The 14,199-nt window shown below is 59.2% G+C and carries 9 protein-coding genes; 4 read left to right on the top strand and 5 right to left on the bottom strand.

Translation table 11 applies throughout. The features are described from left to right. Positions 1 to 581: 581 nt before the first annotated feature. Positions 582 to 1,883: a phosphopyruvate hydratase gene (eno, locus tag QZ460_RS02915; protein ID WP_290540099.1), complete on the bottom strand. Its 1,302-nt coding sequence runs from the start codon at positions 1,881 to 1,883 to the stop codon at positions 582 to 584. Positions 1,884 to 2,081: 198 nt separating this feature from the next. On the opposite strand from eno, the gene QZ460_RS02920 reads away from it, so the two are divergent. Further along, a complete protein-coding gene (locus QZ460_RS02920) occupies positions 2,082 to 3,266 on the top strand; it encodes a sodium:proton antiporter (RefSeq protein ID WP_290540100.1) in 1,185 nt (394 codons plus the stop codon). Positions 3,267 to 3,480: 214 nt separating this feature from the next. Then, positions 3,481 to 4,080, top strand: coding sequence for an outer membrane beta-barrel protein (locus tag QZ460_RS02925; protein WP_290540101.1), 600 nt, complete (start codon positions 3,481 to 3,483; stop codon positions 4,078 to 4,080). A 69-nt stretch (positions 4,081 to 4,149) separates the two neighbouring features. On the opposite strand, the gene QZ460_RS02930 is transcribed toward QZ460_RS02925, so the two are convergent. Further along, complete coding sequence (locus QZ460_RS02930) at positions 4,150 to 5,361, bottom strand: S-adenosylmethionine:tRNA ribosyltransferase-isomerase (protein ID WP_290540102.1); 1,212 nt, start codon at positions 5,359 to 5,361, stop codon at positions 4,150 to 4,152. Positions 5,362 to 5,442: 81 nt separating this feature from the next. On the opposite strand from QZ460_RS02930, the gene nadB reads away from it, so the two are divergent. Next, complete coding sequence (nadB, locus tag QZ460_RS02935; RefSeq protein WP_290540103.1) at positions 5,443 to 6,999, top strand: L-aspartate oxidase; 1,557 nt, start codon at positions 5,443 to 5,445, stop codon at positions 6,997 to 6,999. A gap of 3 nt (positions 7,000 to 7,002) precedes the next feature. Next, positions 7,003 to 8,586, top strand: coding sequence for a peptide chain release factor 3 (locus QZ460_RS02940; protein ID WP_290540104.1), 1,584 nt, complete (start codon positions 7,003 to 7,005; stop codon positions 8,584 to 8,586). Positions 8,587 to 8,667: 81 nt separating this feature from the next. On the opposite strand, the gene QZ460_RS02945 is transcribed toward QZ460_RS02940, so the two are convergent. The 3 genes from QZ460_RS02945 to QZ460_RS02955 all read right to left on the bottom strand — a co-directional run bounded on the left by QZ460_RS02945 (position 8,668) and on the right by QZ460_RS02955 (position 14,197). Beyond that, positions 8,668 to 9,381, bottom strand: a complete 714-nt coding sequence (locus tag QZ460_RS02945) for a pirin family protein (RefSeq protein ID WP_290540105.1) — start codon at positions 9,379 to 9,381, stop codon at positions 8,668 to 8,670. A gap of 59 nt (positions 9,382 to 9,440) precedes the next feature. Then, positions 9,441 to 11,540, bottom strand: a complete 2,100-nt coding sequence (locus tag QZ460_RS02950) for a KamA family protein (RefSeq protein WP_290540106.1) — start codon at positions 11,538 to 11,540, stop codon at positions 9,441 to 9,443. Between the two features lie 515 nt (positions 11,541 to 12,055). Then, positions 12,056 to 14,197: a glycoside hydrolase family 97 protein gene (locus QZ460_RS02955; RefSeq protein ID WP_290540107.1), complete on the bottom strand. Its 2,142-nt coding sequence runs from the start codon at positions 14,195 to 14,197 to the stop codon at positions 12,056 to 12,058. Positions 14,198 to 14,199: the final 2 nt, after the last annotated feature.

A 14,199-nucleotide genomic window follows, 5' to 3' on the forward strand; every position in this document is an offset into this window, starting at 1 on the left:
TTTGCTCTGTAGCAAGGGAAAATATTGGAATGTAAAATGGCCCTAACAAATCAGTGATCCGGCAACAAAGAATCAGCTACAAAACATTGATATACAGAAGCAAATAACCATAGATTCGAGCCCCATCTTCCACCCCAGAGCGTAAAAAAGGAAGCGCCAAAACAAGCAAAAAACCTTATGTATCCTCGGGATATGTAAGTTTTTTTCATTTTCAGCCCCCACCCGAAAGGAGACAAGAGAGACGAAGGGGCAGCAGGGACAGCTGTGCGGGGGTGGGCAGGAGAGCCGGAGTGCAGAAAGGGCCGGAGTGCAGACAGGACAGCTGTGCGGGGGTGGCAGGAGAGCCGGAGAGCAGCAGGGACAGCAGTGCGGGGTGGGCCGGGGAGCCGGAGAGCAGAAAGGGTCGGAAAAACAGTTTGCTGCGTCCTTGGACATGAAGCCTCCGCAAGCCCGAACCGCATCGCTCGCCCGATCCCGACATACAAACACCCCGGAGCGCAGGCTCCGGGGTGTTTGCTTCCGTAATCACAAAAAAAACCGGACGCCTTGCGGCATCCGGTTCTCTTTATCCTACCGGCAAATTACTTGCGGTAGATCTTCGTGTAGCCATAGATAGCCTCGTCGCCGAGCTCCTCCTCGATGCGGAGCAGCTGGTTGTACTTGGCCATACGGTCCGAACGCGAAGCCGATCCGGTCTTGATCTGACCCGAATTCGTAGCCACGGCGATGTCGGCGATGGTCGAATCCTCGGTCTCGCCCGAACGGTGCGACGTCACCGACGTATAGCCGGCGCGGTGCGCCATCTCGATGGCGTCGAGCGTCTCGGTCAGCGTACCGATCTGGTTAACCTTGATCAGGATCGAGTTGGCGCAGCCCATTTCGATACCCTTCTTCAGGAAGTCCACGTTCGTAACGAACAGGTCGTCGCCGACGAGCTGGCACTTGTCGCCGATTTCGGCGGTCAGCATCTGCCAGCCTTCCCAGTCGTTCTCCGACATACCGTCCTCGATCGAGTCGATGGGGTATTTGGCCACGAGGCCCTTCAGATACTCGACCTGCTCCTTCGACGTACGCTTGGCACCCTTCTCGCCCTCGAACTTGGTGTAGTCGTAAACGCCGTCCTTATAGAACTCCGACGAAGCGCAGTCCATGCCGATCGACACGTCGCCGCCCTCGCATTTGCGTCCGGGCTTGTAGCCGGCCATCTTGATGGCCTCGATGATCGACTCGATGGCGTCCTCCGTGCCGTTGAGTGCGGGAGCGAAACCACCCTCGTCGCCTACGGCCGTCGAGAGGTTGCGGTTGTGGAGCACCTTCTTCAGGTTGTGGAACACCTCGGCGCCCATGCGGATGCCCTCCTTGAACGAAGGCGCGCCCACGGGACGGATCATGAACTCCTGGAATGCGATCGGAGCATCCGAGTGCGAACCGCCGTTGATGATGTTCATCATCGGAACGGGCAGCGTCTTGGCATTCGAGCCGCCGATATAGCGATAGAGGGGCATGCCGAAGTAGTCGGCAGCGGCGCGGGCAACGGCCAGCGACACGCCGAGGATGGCGTTTGCGCCGAGCTTCGACTTGGTGGGGGTTCCGTCCAGAGCGATCATGGCCTTGTCGATGCCCACCTGATCGGCAACGTTCATGCCGATAACGGCCGGAGCGATCACTTCGTTAACGTTCTTCACGGCGTTCAGGACGCCTTTGCCCAGATAACGGCCCTTGTCACCGTCACGAAGCTCAAGGGCCTCGTTCTCGCCCGTCGACGCTCCGCTCGGAACGGCAGCGCGGCCGAATGCGCCCGATACGGTACGAACTTCGACCTCGATGGTCGGATTGCCTCGCGAATCGAGGATCTCCCTTGCGTGAATCTCTACAATCTGCATAGTTGTAATAGTTTGAATTTTATGGTGTTTGAATACTGACTTTTCAAACGGCACGACAAAGGTACAAAATAATTATGAATTGCGATTTGTTTGTTGTTATTTTTTTCACGACTCCGGGCTCCGATATTCCGATTCTGCCGGAAATATGCTATCTTTGCCGCCAACACCGTTGCATAACCTGTAAACAACGTTCCATCAATGCGAAAAATTCTTTCGTTCTCGCTCTTTCTGATGCTGGGTCTCGTTGCCTCGCAGTTGCTTCCCGGCGCACTCGGCACGGCCTATCCGGGCTTCAAGGCCACGACCGACATCCTGCTCTACCTCTGCCTGGGATTCATCATGATCAACGTCGGCCGGGAGTTCGAAATCGACAAAACGCGCTGGCGCTCCTACACCGCCGATTACTTCATCGCCATGGCCACCGCGGCGCTTCCGTGGCTGCTGATCGTCCTCTACTATATTTTCGTACTGCTTCCCCCCGACCTCTGGGCCGACTCCGGGGCGTGGAAGGAGAACCTGCTGCTGAGCCGCTTCGCGGCCCCGACCTCAGCCGGCATCCTCTTCACGATGCTCGCGGCGTTAAGCCTGAAGAAGAGCTGGATCTACCGCAAGATCCAGGTGCTGGCGATCTTCGACGATCTGGACACCATCCTGCTGATGATCCCGCTGCAAATCCTGATGATCGGCCTCAAATGGCAGATGTTCGCCATCGTGGGCGTGGTCGTCGTGCTGCTCGCCGTGGGCTGGCGGTGGCAGGCGCGGTGGAACGTCCGGCAGGACTGGAAACGCATCCTGGGGCTTTCGGTGGTGGTCTGCACCCTGACGCAGGCGCTCTACATCGTCACCGCACGGTGGTACGGCCCCGAAAACAGCATCCACATCGAGGTGCTGCTCCCGGCCTTTGTGATCGGCATGCTGATGAAACACAAGGAGATCGACACCCCGACCGAACGCCGCGCCGCAACAGGCATCTCGTTCCTGTTCATGCTGCTTGTCGGCATGAGCATGCCGCTCGTGACGGGCACCTCGGCAGCCTCGGCAGCCACCGAGGCCTCCTCCATCACGGCGTCGCAGCCCATAATGCCGTGGGGAGTGCTGCTCCTGCACGTCGTGGCCGTCTCGACCCTCTCGAACATCGGGAAACTGGTTCCGGTCTTCTTCTACCGCGACCGGAAATTGAGCGAGCGGCTCGCCCTCTCGATCGGCATGTTCACCCGCGGCGAGGTGGGCGCGGGCATCATCTTCATCGCCCTGGGCTATAACCTCGGCGGCCCGGCGCTGATCATCTCGGTGCTGACCCTGGTGCTGAACCTGATCCTCACGGGCGGCTTCGTCGTCTGGGTCAAGCGACTGGCCCTGAAGAGCTATACGCCCGAAGCATAACCCCTCCGACCGACCTGAAAAGACAGGCATCCCCCGGCCCGCCCTGCGGATGGAGGAAACCGCCCGGACGCAGCGGCACGCGAAAATCCTTCCGGCCGGAAAAAGCACGCCCCGTCCCGTCTTTTCCCGGTCTCCGAAAAAATTCCGGGAGGGGAATCTTTTCGGGGAAAATTATCCTATATTTGCCCTGCTATAACTCTAAACCCATCCATTTATGAAAAAAGTATTGCTCATCGCGGCGGCCATCCTGCTGGCAAGCGCCGCCTCGTCGCAAAACTACGAAAAGAACATTCTGGGCGTCCGCGCCGGACTGAACCTGGCGAGCTACACGCTCTCGGCCGGCGGTGTATCAATCAGCACCAACTCGCGGGCCTCGTTCCATGTCGCCGTGACCGATCAGATCCTGCTTTGCCGCAGGCTCCCCTTCTACCTCGAAACCGGGCTCGCCTTCTCGAGCCGCGGCGGCAAGGTCGACAACGCAACGTTCCGCCCCTCCTACCTGCAAATCCCCATGTTGGTGAATTACCACTTCAATATCAAGGACATCGTCACGATCCAGCCGTTCGCAGGTCTTTACTACGGCCTCGGCCTCGGTGGCAAAGCGAAAATCGGCGACAAGAAGAGCGATATCTTCGGAGACAACGGCGAACTGAAGCGCTCCGACCTGGGTGTACGTCTGGGTGCCGGCGTTGTCTGGAAGCACATCTACTTCGGACTGGGCTACGACATCGGCTGCCTGAATCTGGCCAAGTACAGCGACGGAGGCTCGATGCGCAACAACTGCTTCACGCTCAGCGTCGGATACAATTTCTAATCCGCCCCTGCCCCGATAAAAAAAGGGACGCCCTTAGAGGGCGTCCCTTTTTCCGTTCTGCACAAACGCCTATTCCCGGAGCAAGACCGACGAATCGCCGTAGCTCAAAAAGCGGAAGCCGTGGCCCAGGGCATAGTCGTAAATTTGCCGCCACCCGTCGCCCACGAATGCCGAAACCAACAGCAGCAGGGTCGATTTGGGCTGGTGGAAATTGGTGACGATATTGTGCACGATGCGGAACTCGTAGCCCAGCGGTGCGATCATGATCTGCGTCGCGGCCTTCATCCGGTCCAGCCCCTCGCGCTCCATATAGCCCGACAACTCCTGCAGCGCATCGCGACCCGAGAATCCGACGGGAATGTCGTATAGTTCCCACTGCCCCACGACCCGCCCGAGATCGGGCGTTCCGGACGTGCGGATGCGCCACGCAAGGGCCGCAAGCGATTCGAGCGTCCGCACCGAAGTCGTGCCCACGGCCGTGATGTGCCCCCAGCTCTCCAGCAGACGGTCCACCGTCGCGCGACACACCTCGAAGTGCTCGGTATGCATCGGGTGGCGCGCGGCGTCCTCATCCTTGACGGGCAGGAACGTCCCCGCCCCGACATGGAGCGTCACCTCCTCGAACCCGAATCCGCGGGCCTTCATGTCCCCGATCAGCTCGGGCGTGAAATGCAGCCCGGCGGTCGGCGCAGCCACCGAACCCTCGAATTTCGAATAGACCGTCTGGTAGCGCGTGTTGTCGATCTCCTCGCTCTCGCGGTTCAGGTAGGGCGGAATCGGAATCCGCCCGAGCTCTTCGAGCAGCTGCCCGAAGGAGACCGGGGCCGTCCACTCGAAACGCACGAGACACTCGCGCCCGTGGTCCTCGACGATCCATGCCCGAAGGTGCTCGGCACCTCCCCCGCGTTCGAAGTCGATCGCCACATAACCCTCCTTCCACTTCTTGCGGTTGCCCACGATACACGACCAGGTGCACTGCCCCGTGACGGCGAATGCCCGCTCGTAGTCGGCCGGATCGCGGGGTTCGAGGCAGAAGACCTCGATACGCGCCCCGGAGGGTTTGTGCATGATGATCCGCGCCCGGATCACCTTTGTATTATTGAAAACCAGCAGTTCCCCGGCCGGCAGCACGTCGCCGATGTCGGCGAAATGCCTCTCGGCGATTTCGCCGCCGCGCCAGACGAGCAGCTTCGAGGCGCTGCGCTCGGCGAGCGGGAATTTGGCGATCCGCTCGTCCGGAAGGTCGTAATCGAAGCGACCGATGTCGATATGTCGTTCCATATTTTGCCCGAAATTATGCGGCAAAGTTACTATTTTTTGTAACTTTGCGGCGCTGCAAAGCATTAGAAAAAGGAAAAACCCATGAAAACCGACTTTCTGGTTATCGGTTCCGGCGCTGCGGGCCTTTCGTTCGCACTGAAAGCCGCAGCCCACGGACACGTCACGATCGTCACCAAGGGCACCATCGAAGAGTGCAACACCAACTATGCACAAGGCGGCATCTGCTCGGTAACGTATGCCCCCGACACATTCGAAAAACACATCCGCGACACGCTGGTCTGCGGCGCAGGCAAGTGCAACGAGAAGGCCGTCGAGCTGGTCGTCCGGCGCGCTCCGGAGCTGATCGCCGACCTCATAGCCTGGGGCACGCGTTTCGACAAGACCCCCGACGGACGCTTCGAACTCAACCGCGAAGGCGGCCACTCGGAGCACCGCATCCTCCACCACGAGGACCTCACGGGAGCCGAGATCGAACGGGCCCTCGTGCAGTCGGTCAGGGAGCATCCGAACATCACGGTTCTCGAACGCCACTTCGCCATCGACCTGCTGACACAGCACCACCTGGGCGAATTCGTCACCCGCCACACGCGCGGCCTGGCCTGCTTCGGGGCCTACGTCCTGAATCTCGACACCAACGAGATCGAGACGATGCTTTCGAAATTCACCGTCGTGGCCACGGGAGGCTGCGGCAATGTCTACTCCACGACTTCGAACCCGGTGGTTGCCACGGGCGACGGCATCGCCATGTGCCACCGCGCCAAGGCGATGACCGAGAACATGGAATTCATACAGTTCCACCCCACGACGCTCTACAACCCGGGCGAGAAGCCCAACTTCCTCATCACCGAAGCCATGCGCGGTTTCGGGGCCATCCTGCGCCTGCCCGATGGTCAGGAGTTCATGGACAAATACCACCCGATGAAATCCCTCGCGCCGCGCGACGTGGTGGCCCGCGCCATCTACCGCGAGATGACCAAACGGGGCTCCGACTTCGTCTACCTCGACGTGACGCATAAGGACCCCGAAGCCGTGAAGAGCCACTTCCCGAATATCTACGAGAAATGCCTCACCATCGGCCTCGACATCACCAAAGACTGGATTCCGGTCACCCCTGCGGCTCACTACTGCTGCGGCGGCGTGAAGGTCGACACCAACGGCGAAACCTCCGTGAAACGGCTCTATGCCCTGGGCGAGGCCTCGTGTACGGGCCTGCACGGCGCCAACCGCCTGGCCTCGAACTCGCTGATCGAGGCGGTGGTCTATGCCGATCAGGCCGCACGCCACACGGCGTCGCTTCTGGAGAAAGTCGAGTTCCAGGAGGGCATCCCCGACTGGGATTTCGAAGGCACGCAGCACACCGAGGAGATGCTGATGATCATCCAGTCGAAGCGCGAGATGCAGACGATCATGTCCAACTACGTGGGCATCGTCCGGTCGAACCTCTCGCTCAAGCGCGCCATGCACCGACTCGAAATCCTCTGGCAGGAGACCGAAGAACTTTACAACAAGACCAAGCCCAACCGCGAACTGTGCGAGTTGCGGAACATGATCGCCATCGCCTACCTGGTCATCAAACAGGGGCGTGAGATCAAGGAGTCCGTGGGCTGCCACTATAATGCCGATTACCCGAAAGAATAACGCATGACATTACAAGAAGAGATCACACGCCGCCGCACGTTTGCGGTCATCGCCCACCCCGACGCGGGCAAAACCACCCTTACGGAAAAACTGCTGTTGTTCGGCGGCGCCATCCACGTTGCCGGAGCCGTCAAGAGCAACAAGATCAAGAAGGGCGCCACGTCCGACTTCATGGAAATCGAACGCCAGCGAGGGATCTCGGTGGCCACGGCCGTGATGGGCTTCGAGTACCGGGGCTGCAAAATCAACATTCTCGACACCCCGGGCCACGAGGACTTCGCCGAAGACACCTACCGTACGCTGACGGCCGTCGATTCGGTGATCATCGTCATCGACGGCGCCAAGGGCGTCGAGGCCCAGACCCGCAAGCTGATGGAGGTCTGCCGCATGCGCCAAACCCCCGTGATCGTCTTCATCAACAAACTCGACCGCCCGTCGAAGGAGCCCTTCGACCTGCTGGACGAGGTGGAGAAGGAGCTGCACATCCGCGTGCGGCCGCTGGCTTTCCCCATCTCAAACGGCCCCACGTTCAAGGGCGTCTACAACCTCTACGAGAAGAACCTCTCGCTCTTCACGTCGGACGAAAAACTCACGGCCGACGCCTCGACGGCCGAAATCTCGGACCTCGCCTCGCCGGAACTCGAAAGCTACATCGGCGAGAAGTTCGCCGACCAGCTGCGCTCCGACGTGGAGCTGGTCGAGGGCGTCTACGACCAGTTCGACCGCGAGGCCTACCTGCGGGGCGAGTTGGCCCCGGTGTTCTTCGGCTCGGCGGTGAACAATTTCGGCGTGCGCGAGCTACTCGAATGCTTCGTGCGCATCGCCCCCTCGCCGCGCCCGGCGCCTACCGAAAACCGGTCGGTGGAGCCTGCGGAGCCGAAAATGACGGGCTTCATCTTCAAGATCCACGCCAACATGGATCCCAACCACCGCGACCGCATTGCGTTTCTGAAGATCTGCTCCGGCACATTCGAACGCAACAGAAACTACCTCCACGTACGCAGCGGCAAGCAGCTGAAATTCTCGTCGCCGACGGCCTTCATGGCCGAGAAAAAGTCGGTGATCGACTTTGCCTATCCGGGCGACATCGTGGGGCTGCACGACACGGGCAACTTCAAGATCGGCGACACCTTCACCGAAGGCGAGAAGCTACGCTTCACCGGAATCCCGTCGTTCGCCCCCGAGCAGTTCCGCTACATCGAAAACGCTGACCCGCTGAAGTTCAAGCAGCTGGCCAAGGGCATCGACCAGCTGATGGACGAGGGTGTGGCGCAGCTGTTCGTCTCGTCGCTCAACGGCCGCAAGATCATCGGCACGGTGGGCGTGCTCCAGTTCGAGGTCATCCAGTACCGCCTGGAGCACGAATACAACGCCGCATGCCGCTGGGAGCCGATCTCGATCTACAAGGCCTGCTGGATCGACAGCGACAACGCCGCGCAGCTGGCCGACTTCAAGCGCCGCAAGCACACCAACATGGCCGTGGACAAGCACGGGCGCGATGTCTTCCTGGCCGACACCAGCTACGGACTGGCCCTCGCACAGGAGAATTTCAAGGACATCCGCTTCCACTTCACCTCGGAGTTTTAGCCCGCGGAATCCATCCCTACCTTCCCAAAAAGCCGCCGGAGTTGGTGCTCCGGCGGCTTTTCGCATCAACCCTGCCGCACGTCAGATCATCGGGACCTCAATGACCAGCAGGCGCGCATTTTCAGACGCGCGGATCAGGAAATCGTCGGCCTCCGACACGCCCATGCCGTCGCGGGGCCCAAGCTGCTCGTCCGCAACCTCGACCGCACCTTCGATCACGAAGACATAGGCCCCGTTGCCATGAAGATTCATGCGGTAGCGAACCTCCCGCCTGGCATCGAGGTCGAGCGTATAAAACCATGCCATCTGGTGAATCCACCCCACACACTCCCCGCTGCGGCCTTCGGGAGCCACGATCAGCCGCAACTCGTTGCGCTTCGCGGGCGCCAGCTCGACCTGGCTGTAACGGGGCCTGTGCCCCTCGGCGTCGGAGAGGATCCAGATCTGCAGAAACTGCACCGGCTCCTCGCGACTGGCGTTCATCTCGCTGTGCGTGATGCCCGTACCGGCAGTCATCACCTGCAGTTCGCCCGGTCTGAGGACCTGCATGTTGCCCATGCTGTCGCCGTGCCTCAAGGCGCCCGAAAGAACGAGCGAAACGATCTCCATGTCAGCATGGGGATGCGTTCCGAACCCTTCGCCCGGGGCCACGACATCGTCGTTGAGCACACGCAGGGCGCCGAAATGCATCCGCTCGGAATTGTAGTATCCGGCGAAGCTGAACGTATGGTGGGTCCGGAGCCAGCCGTGATCGGCATAGCCGCGTGTCGCGGCTCTGTGAATCGTCTTTTTCATCATTTTTCCTTTTTCAACAATCCTCGCATCCGACTGCAAATCGGATGCCGTTTCTTGCGTCACACCAACTCCAGGTTGCTCACCCGATCGGTCGCCGCGAATCCGAAATCGGGATAGACATACAGCCCGAAACGCGGCTCGGTCTCGCCGTGCGTATAGGACCAGATCGAGGCATAGTCCTCGGGGTCCTCGCCCATTGTCCCCAGCTGGCGCAGGTAGGCGGCCAGCGACTTGTTCTCGACGATGAAGATTTCGCCCATCCGGTCAATGATCGGGCTGTGTCGCCGCGTCCGGTCGTGGTCGAAACGCAGCAGCCGCTTGCCCTCGTCCGTGATGCCCACCAACCTGAACGACATGCTCTTGCCGATGGCCGGCAGATTCAGCACACTGCGGTCCGTGGCCAGGAACGGCAGGTGGTGACGACGCATGAAGCGACGGATTTTCGCGGCCGTATCCACCCCGTCGACCAACAGGCCGTCGAGTTCGGCCGCCTGCTCCGGAGTGAGCCTCCCGAGCACCTTCTCCTCGACCTGCTCCTGCATCGAGCGGCTGTTGGGGGCGAAAACGGCGTAATTCTCCCGAAAACCCTTGACCGAGAAGGTGTAGTAGCAGACCACGCCGAGCGAATTGAGGACCTGCCGCAGCCGCGCGGTGTGCCCGCGGCGCGATGCGGCTACGGTGTAGACCAGCTGGTTGGTGATGAGCCACCCGGCCGAAAGAATCTTCCGGATGGCCTCCTCGACTTCGGGCGTCACCTCCAGCGGAGTCTGGAAATGGGTCTGGATGATGAACTGCTTCACCCCGACGGCCGCGGCCTTCGTGCGGAATTCGCGGAGTATTTCGACCAGTTCGTCATTCACGCGCATCGGCAGGTAGGCCGGCAGACGCGACCCGAGACGCACGCGCTGCAATTCGGCATACTTCTCCCCGTCGGGACGCCCGGCATTGGCCCGGCGCTTGCGGCAGGCCATGCGGCAGACGGCATCGAGGATGTTCCGCAGCGTCTTGTTCTGACTCATCAGGGCATCACCGCCCGTGATGAGGATGTCGCGCAGCTGGGTATCCTCCTCGAAATAGGTCATCAGCCGGCGCAGCTTGTGGTTCCAGCTCTCCTTGGGATGCAGGGTCTCGAACTCGAAATTGAGGCGTTCGCTCTGAAAATCATACATCCGCTGACACGAGGCACACAGCCCGCCGCAGGCGCGGCCCATCGTGTCGGGAATCAGAATCGCCACCTCCGGATAACGGCGGTGGATGTTGTTTCCGTTGGGCAGCAGCCACCCGGCGGCATTGGGTTTTCCGTCCTCAACGACATCCTCGCGTTCCCAGGCGCGGATCGACCCGTAAGTCTCGACCAACTGGGGCGAATAGAGGATGTAGCTGCGGATGGCACTATCGTCATAGCCGCCGCCCGTGACGTCGAGCAGCGAAAGGTAATAGGGGGTAGCGAAGAAGGGCATCCCCTTCTTGCGGGCTTTCGAAAGCAGATACATCGTCTCCGACGAGAGCGATCCGGCCAGAAAGCGGTTCAGCTCCGAGGGGCTTTTCACGGCCATCGCCAGCTGGAAGCGATAATCGCCCCACCAGGCCGCCACCTGCCGGTACTTCTCCTCGTAGGTCATGCCGTCGGCAAACTGGAATCGCGACGGGATCTTCGATTTGCGGGTCTCGATCTTCTGCACCAACAGGTGGAGCATCCGCTCGCGGTTGTCGGCGCGAATGGCCTGCACCCCCTCGTCCTGCCCCGAGGGCCAGCGTTCGGTGCGGCTGCGCACACGCTGGGACGAGGGCTGCGGAAGCTCCGGCACCTCCAACAGCCGGAAGAGATGATACAGATCGACAAACAGGTCGGAAGGCATTTCGGGATTTTCGAGCCGTCCGACAAGCAACTGCCACAGCAGGGTGATTGTCCGAACCTCCAGCTGCCGGTCGGTGGATAATTCGCGGACGCTGCGTCCGTCGTAATCGATCAACACTCGAATCTGCTCCGCCGCTTCGCCTTCCGCCGCCCGATGTGCGTCCACGAACTCCCTGAGAGCGCTGCGAAACCGCTCGCCGTCGCCACTGGCGTCGGCAAGGGCCGCAAGCTCGGGAAACTCCTGACGATAAAGCAGTACGAGTTGGGGAAGGGTCAGTGCAAGCATTTTCTTTTGTTTCATAAGCATCTTTTTTAACAACGCAACCATTCAAAAAACGGGCCGGTAAAAACGGAGCATGCTCCGGCCTTCGGATTACATGCAGGGCTATAATATAGCAAAAATTTTCCAAAACCGCAAGCCTCCTCCCCGCAAATCCCCGCACTCCCGGCCCGAAAAACCGCCCAATTCCCCCAAACACCCCCTCAAAGGCCCCTCCGACGGCCAAACCCCAACCTCCGCCATATCCCCTTCCCACCTCCCTTCTCATCGATTTTACCCCGACCCAACATCCATGCCCCAGCCTCCGAAAAACAAACCGACGGCCACACCCGGAATACACCCCACCCATGCGAAAAGCCGACAATCCCTTGCCCGAAACCGAACATCGGCAACCCCACGAGGAGGTTGCCGATGTTGCCGACGACACGCGCATGATCTAAAAATCGGGGGTGCGTCCAAAGAGCGTATCCGAATGCAGCGCGACACCGGATTCGGACACGGCTCCCAATATCGTGTCCCCGAAGCCGGGACGAACATCATTTCAGGTTCTTCAGGCCGTTCAGATCCGTTTTATCCGTTATCTCGAAGATACTGATCGCATAGCCGCCGCCTGCCGCCGCCGTCATCTTCAAGGCCGATTTGGCCGTTACGATGCCTTTACGGATGGCGTAAGACTGCGGATTATCCCGATAATGCGCATCCTTGCCATCTTCATAAACCGTTGCGACGTATTTCTTGTCCTTGTCCAGAAAATCAAGTTTCAGCGTGGACGAATGCCCCTCCTCGCCACTGGTACAACCTATGAACCAGTCATTCGATCCCTTTCCCTTGCGTGCCGCCACGATATAGCGTCCCGGCTCGGCTTCCAGATACCGGCTCTCCTCCCAATCCACCGGCACATCCTTGATAAACTGGAAGGCATCCATGAACCGTTGGTAGTTTTCCGGAATATCGGCTGCCATCTGGAGCGGGCTATACATGGTGACATACAACGCCAGCTGGCGGGCAAGCGTGGAGTTCACGTGAGTTTTGCTGTTCGGATTGAGTTTGCTCATATCCATCTCGAAGATCCCCGGGGTGTAATCCATGGGACCACCTTGCAACCGGGTAAACGGCAGGACGGTCGTATGGAACGGCTTGTTTCCGCTGAAAGCCTCGTATTCCGTACCGCGGGCCGATTCATTGCCGATCAGGTTCGGATACGTCCGGCACAACCCGGTAGGACGTACGGCCTCGTGCGCGTTTACCAAGATACGGTGTTTGGCCGCCTCGGTCACGGCATAGAGATAGTGGTTGTTCAGCCATTGCCCGTAATGATGTTCGCCGCGCGGAATGATATTGCCCACATATCCGCTCTTCACGGCATTGTATCCATAATCGTTCATCAATTGATAAGCAGCTTTCATGTGGCGCTCGTAGTTCCGGATCGAAGACGACGTTTCATGGTGCATCATCAGCTTCACCCCCTTGGAACGGGCATACTCGTTCAGCATACGAATATCGAAATCCGGATAGGGAGTCACAAAGTCAAACACATAATCCTTGGAGTGGCCGAACCAGTCCTCCCATCCGATGTTCCAACCCTCCACCAGCACCTGATCGAATCCGTGCTCGGCCGCAAAGTCGATGTATTTTTTCACATTCTCATTGTTTGCCGGATGCTGTCCGTTGGGCTTGACCCCGGCATAATCCGTTTCCCCCAGTTTCACAGAGGGAACATCCCAGGTATATGCCCACGGCTTGCCTCCGGCAATCATCTCCCACCAGACCCCGACATACTTCACCGGCTTGATCCAGGAGGTATCCTCATACTTGCAGGGTTCATTCAGATTCAGGATAAGGTTTGAAGCGAGAATGTCGCGCGCATCGTCGCTCACCATGACGGTACGCCAGGGAGTGTGGCAAGGTGTCTGCATATGGGCCATATTTCCCTGTGCATCAGGCGTAAGGTGCGAGGTAAATACGAAATTCGTGTCGTCCAGCTCCAAATGCATACACGAATAATCGACCAGAGCAGCCTCATGCAGATTGATATACAGGCCTTCGGCACTCTTCATCTGCAACGAAGTCTGGACGCCGGTGGGCGAAAAGACGCTTTGCGACAGGTTGCCGTCAACGGCACCGCTCAGCAAACCGCGAATTTCGGAGAGTTTCGACTCGGTATAGTCGTATTCCTGCGTATCGTAGTCCCCCGGAATCCACCACGCCGTATGATCTCCGGTCATGGCGAATTGGGTATGCTCCTTTTTCACGACGAAATAAGGCAGATACTGCTGCGAAGGGAATTCGTACCGAAACCCGACACCGTCATCATACACCCGGAACCGAAGATTCATGAAGCGCCCGTTCGAAGGCTTCTCCAGCTCCACAAACAGTTCGTTATAGCGGTTACGGATATGCCTGTTTTCGCCCCATACGGGTTCCCAGGTTTCATCAAACGTCGACGTCGACGTTCTATTGATGCGGAAAGCATCCATCAACGAATTCTCTTCGTTCAATTCGATCCCCAACGTGCTGGGCTTTACCACGGGAATACCCTTATAAGCGACCTGATAGGTCGGCACCCCGCTCTCATTGACCAAAAATTCAAGCGTAATATTTCCCGACGGCGAAGAGATGCTTTCCGCCTTTGCCATAAAGCCCGACAAAAGCAGGACGGCAGCCATGATCATTTTCATAT

This window comes from Alistipes sp. (assembly GCF_020026455.1).
Lineage (GTDB): Bacteria > Bacteroidota > Bacteroidia > Bacteroidales > Rikenellaceae > Alistipes.

Excerpts from the sequence above, each read along its gene's own strand:
- eno (WP_290540099.1), bottom strand. The coding sequence starts at position 1,883 with ATGCAGATTGTAGAGATTCACGCAAGGGAGATCCTCGATTCGCGAGGC.
- QZ460_RS02920 (WP_290540100.1), top strand. The coding sequence starts at position 2,082 with ATGCGAAAAATTCTTTCGTTCTCGCTCTTTCTGATGCTGGGTCTCGTT.
- QZ460_RS02925 (WP_290540101.1), top strand. The coding sequence starts at position 3,481 with ATGAAAAAAGTATTGCTCATCGCGGCGGCCATCCTGCTGGCAAGCGCC.
- QZ460_RS02930 (WP_290540102.1), bottom strand. The coding sequence starts at position 5,361 with ATGGAACGACATATCGACATCGGTCGCTTCGATTACGACCTTCCGGAC.
- nadB (WP_290540103.1), top strand. The coding sequence starts at position 5,443 with ATGAAAACCGACTTTCTGGTTATCGGTTCCGGCGCTGCGGGCCTTTCG.
- QZ460_RS02940 (WP_290540104.1), top strand. The coding sequence starts at position 7,003 with ATGACATTACAAGAAGAGATCACACGCCGCCGCACGTTTGCGGTCATC.
- QZ460_RS02945 (WP_290540105.1), bottom strand. The coding sequence starts at position 9,381 with ATGAAAAAGACGATTCACAGAGCCGCGACACGCGGCTATGCCGATCAC.
- QZ460_RS02950 (WP_290540106.1), bottom strand. The coding sequence starts at position 11,540 with ATGAAACAAAAGAAAATGCTTGCACTGACCCTTCCCCAACTCGTACTG.
- QZ460_RS02955 (WP_290540107.1), bottom strand. The coding sequence starts at position 14,197 with ATGAAAATGATCATGGCTGCCGTCCTGCTTTTGTCGGGCTTTATGGCA.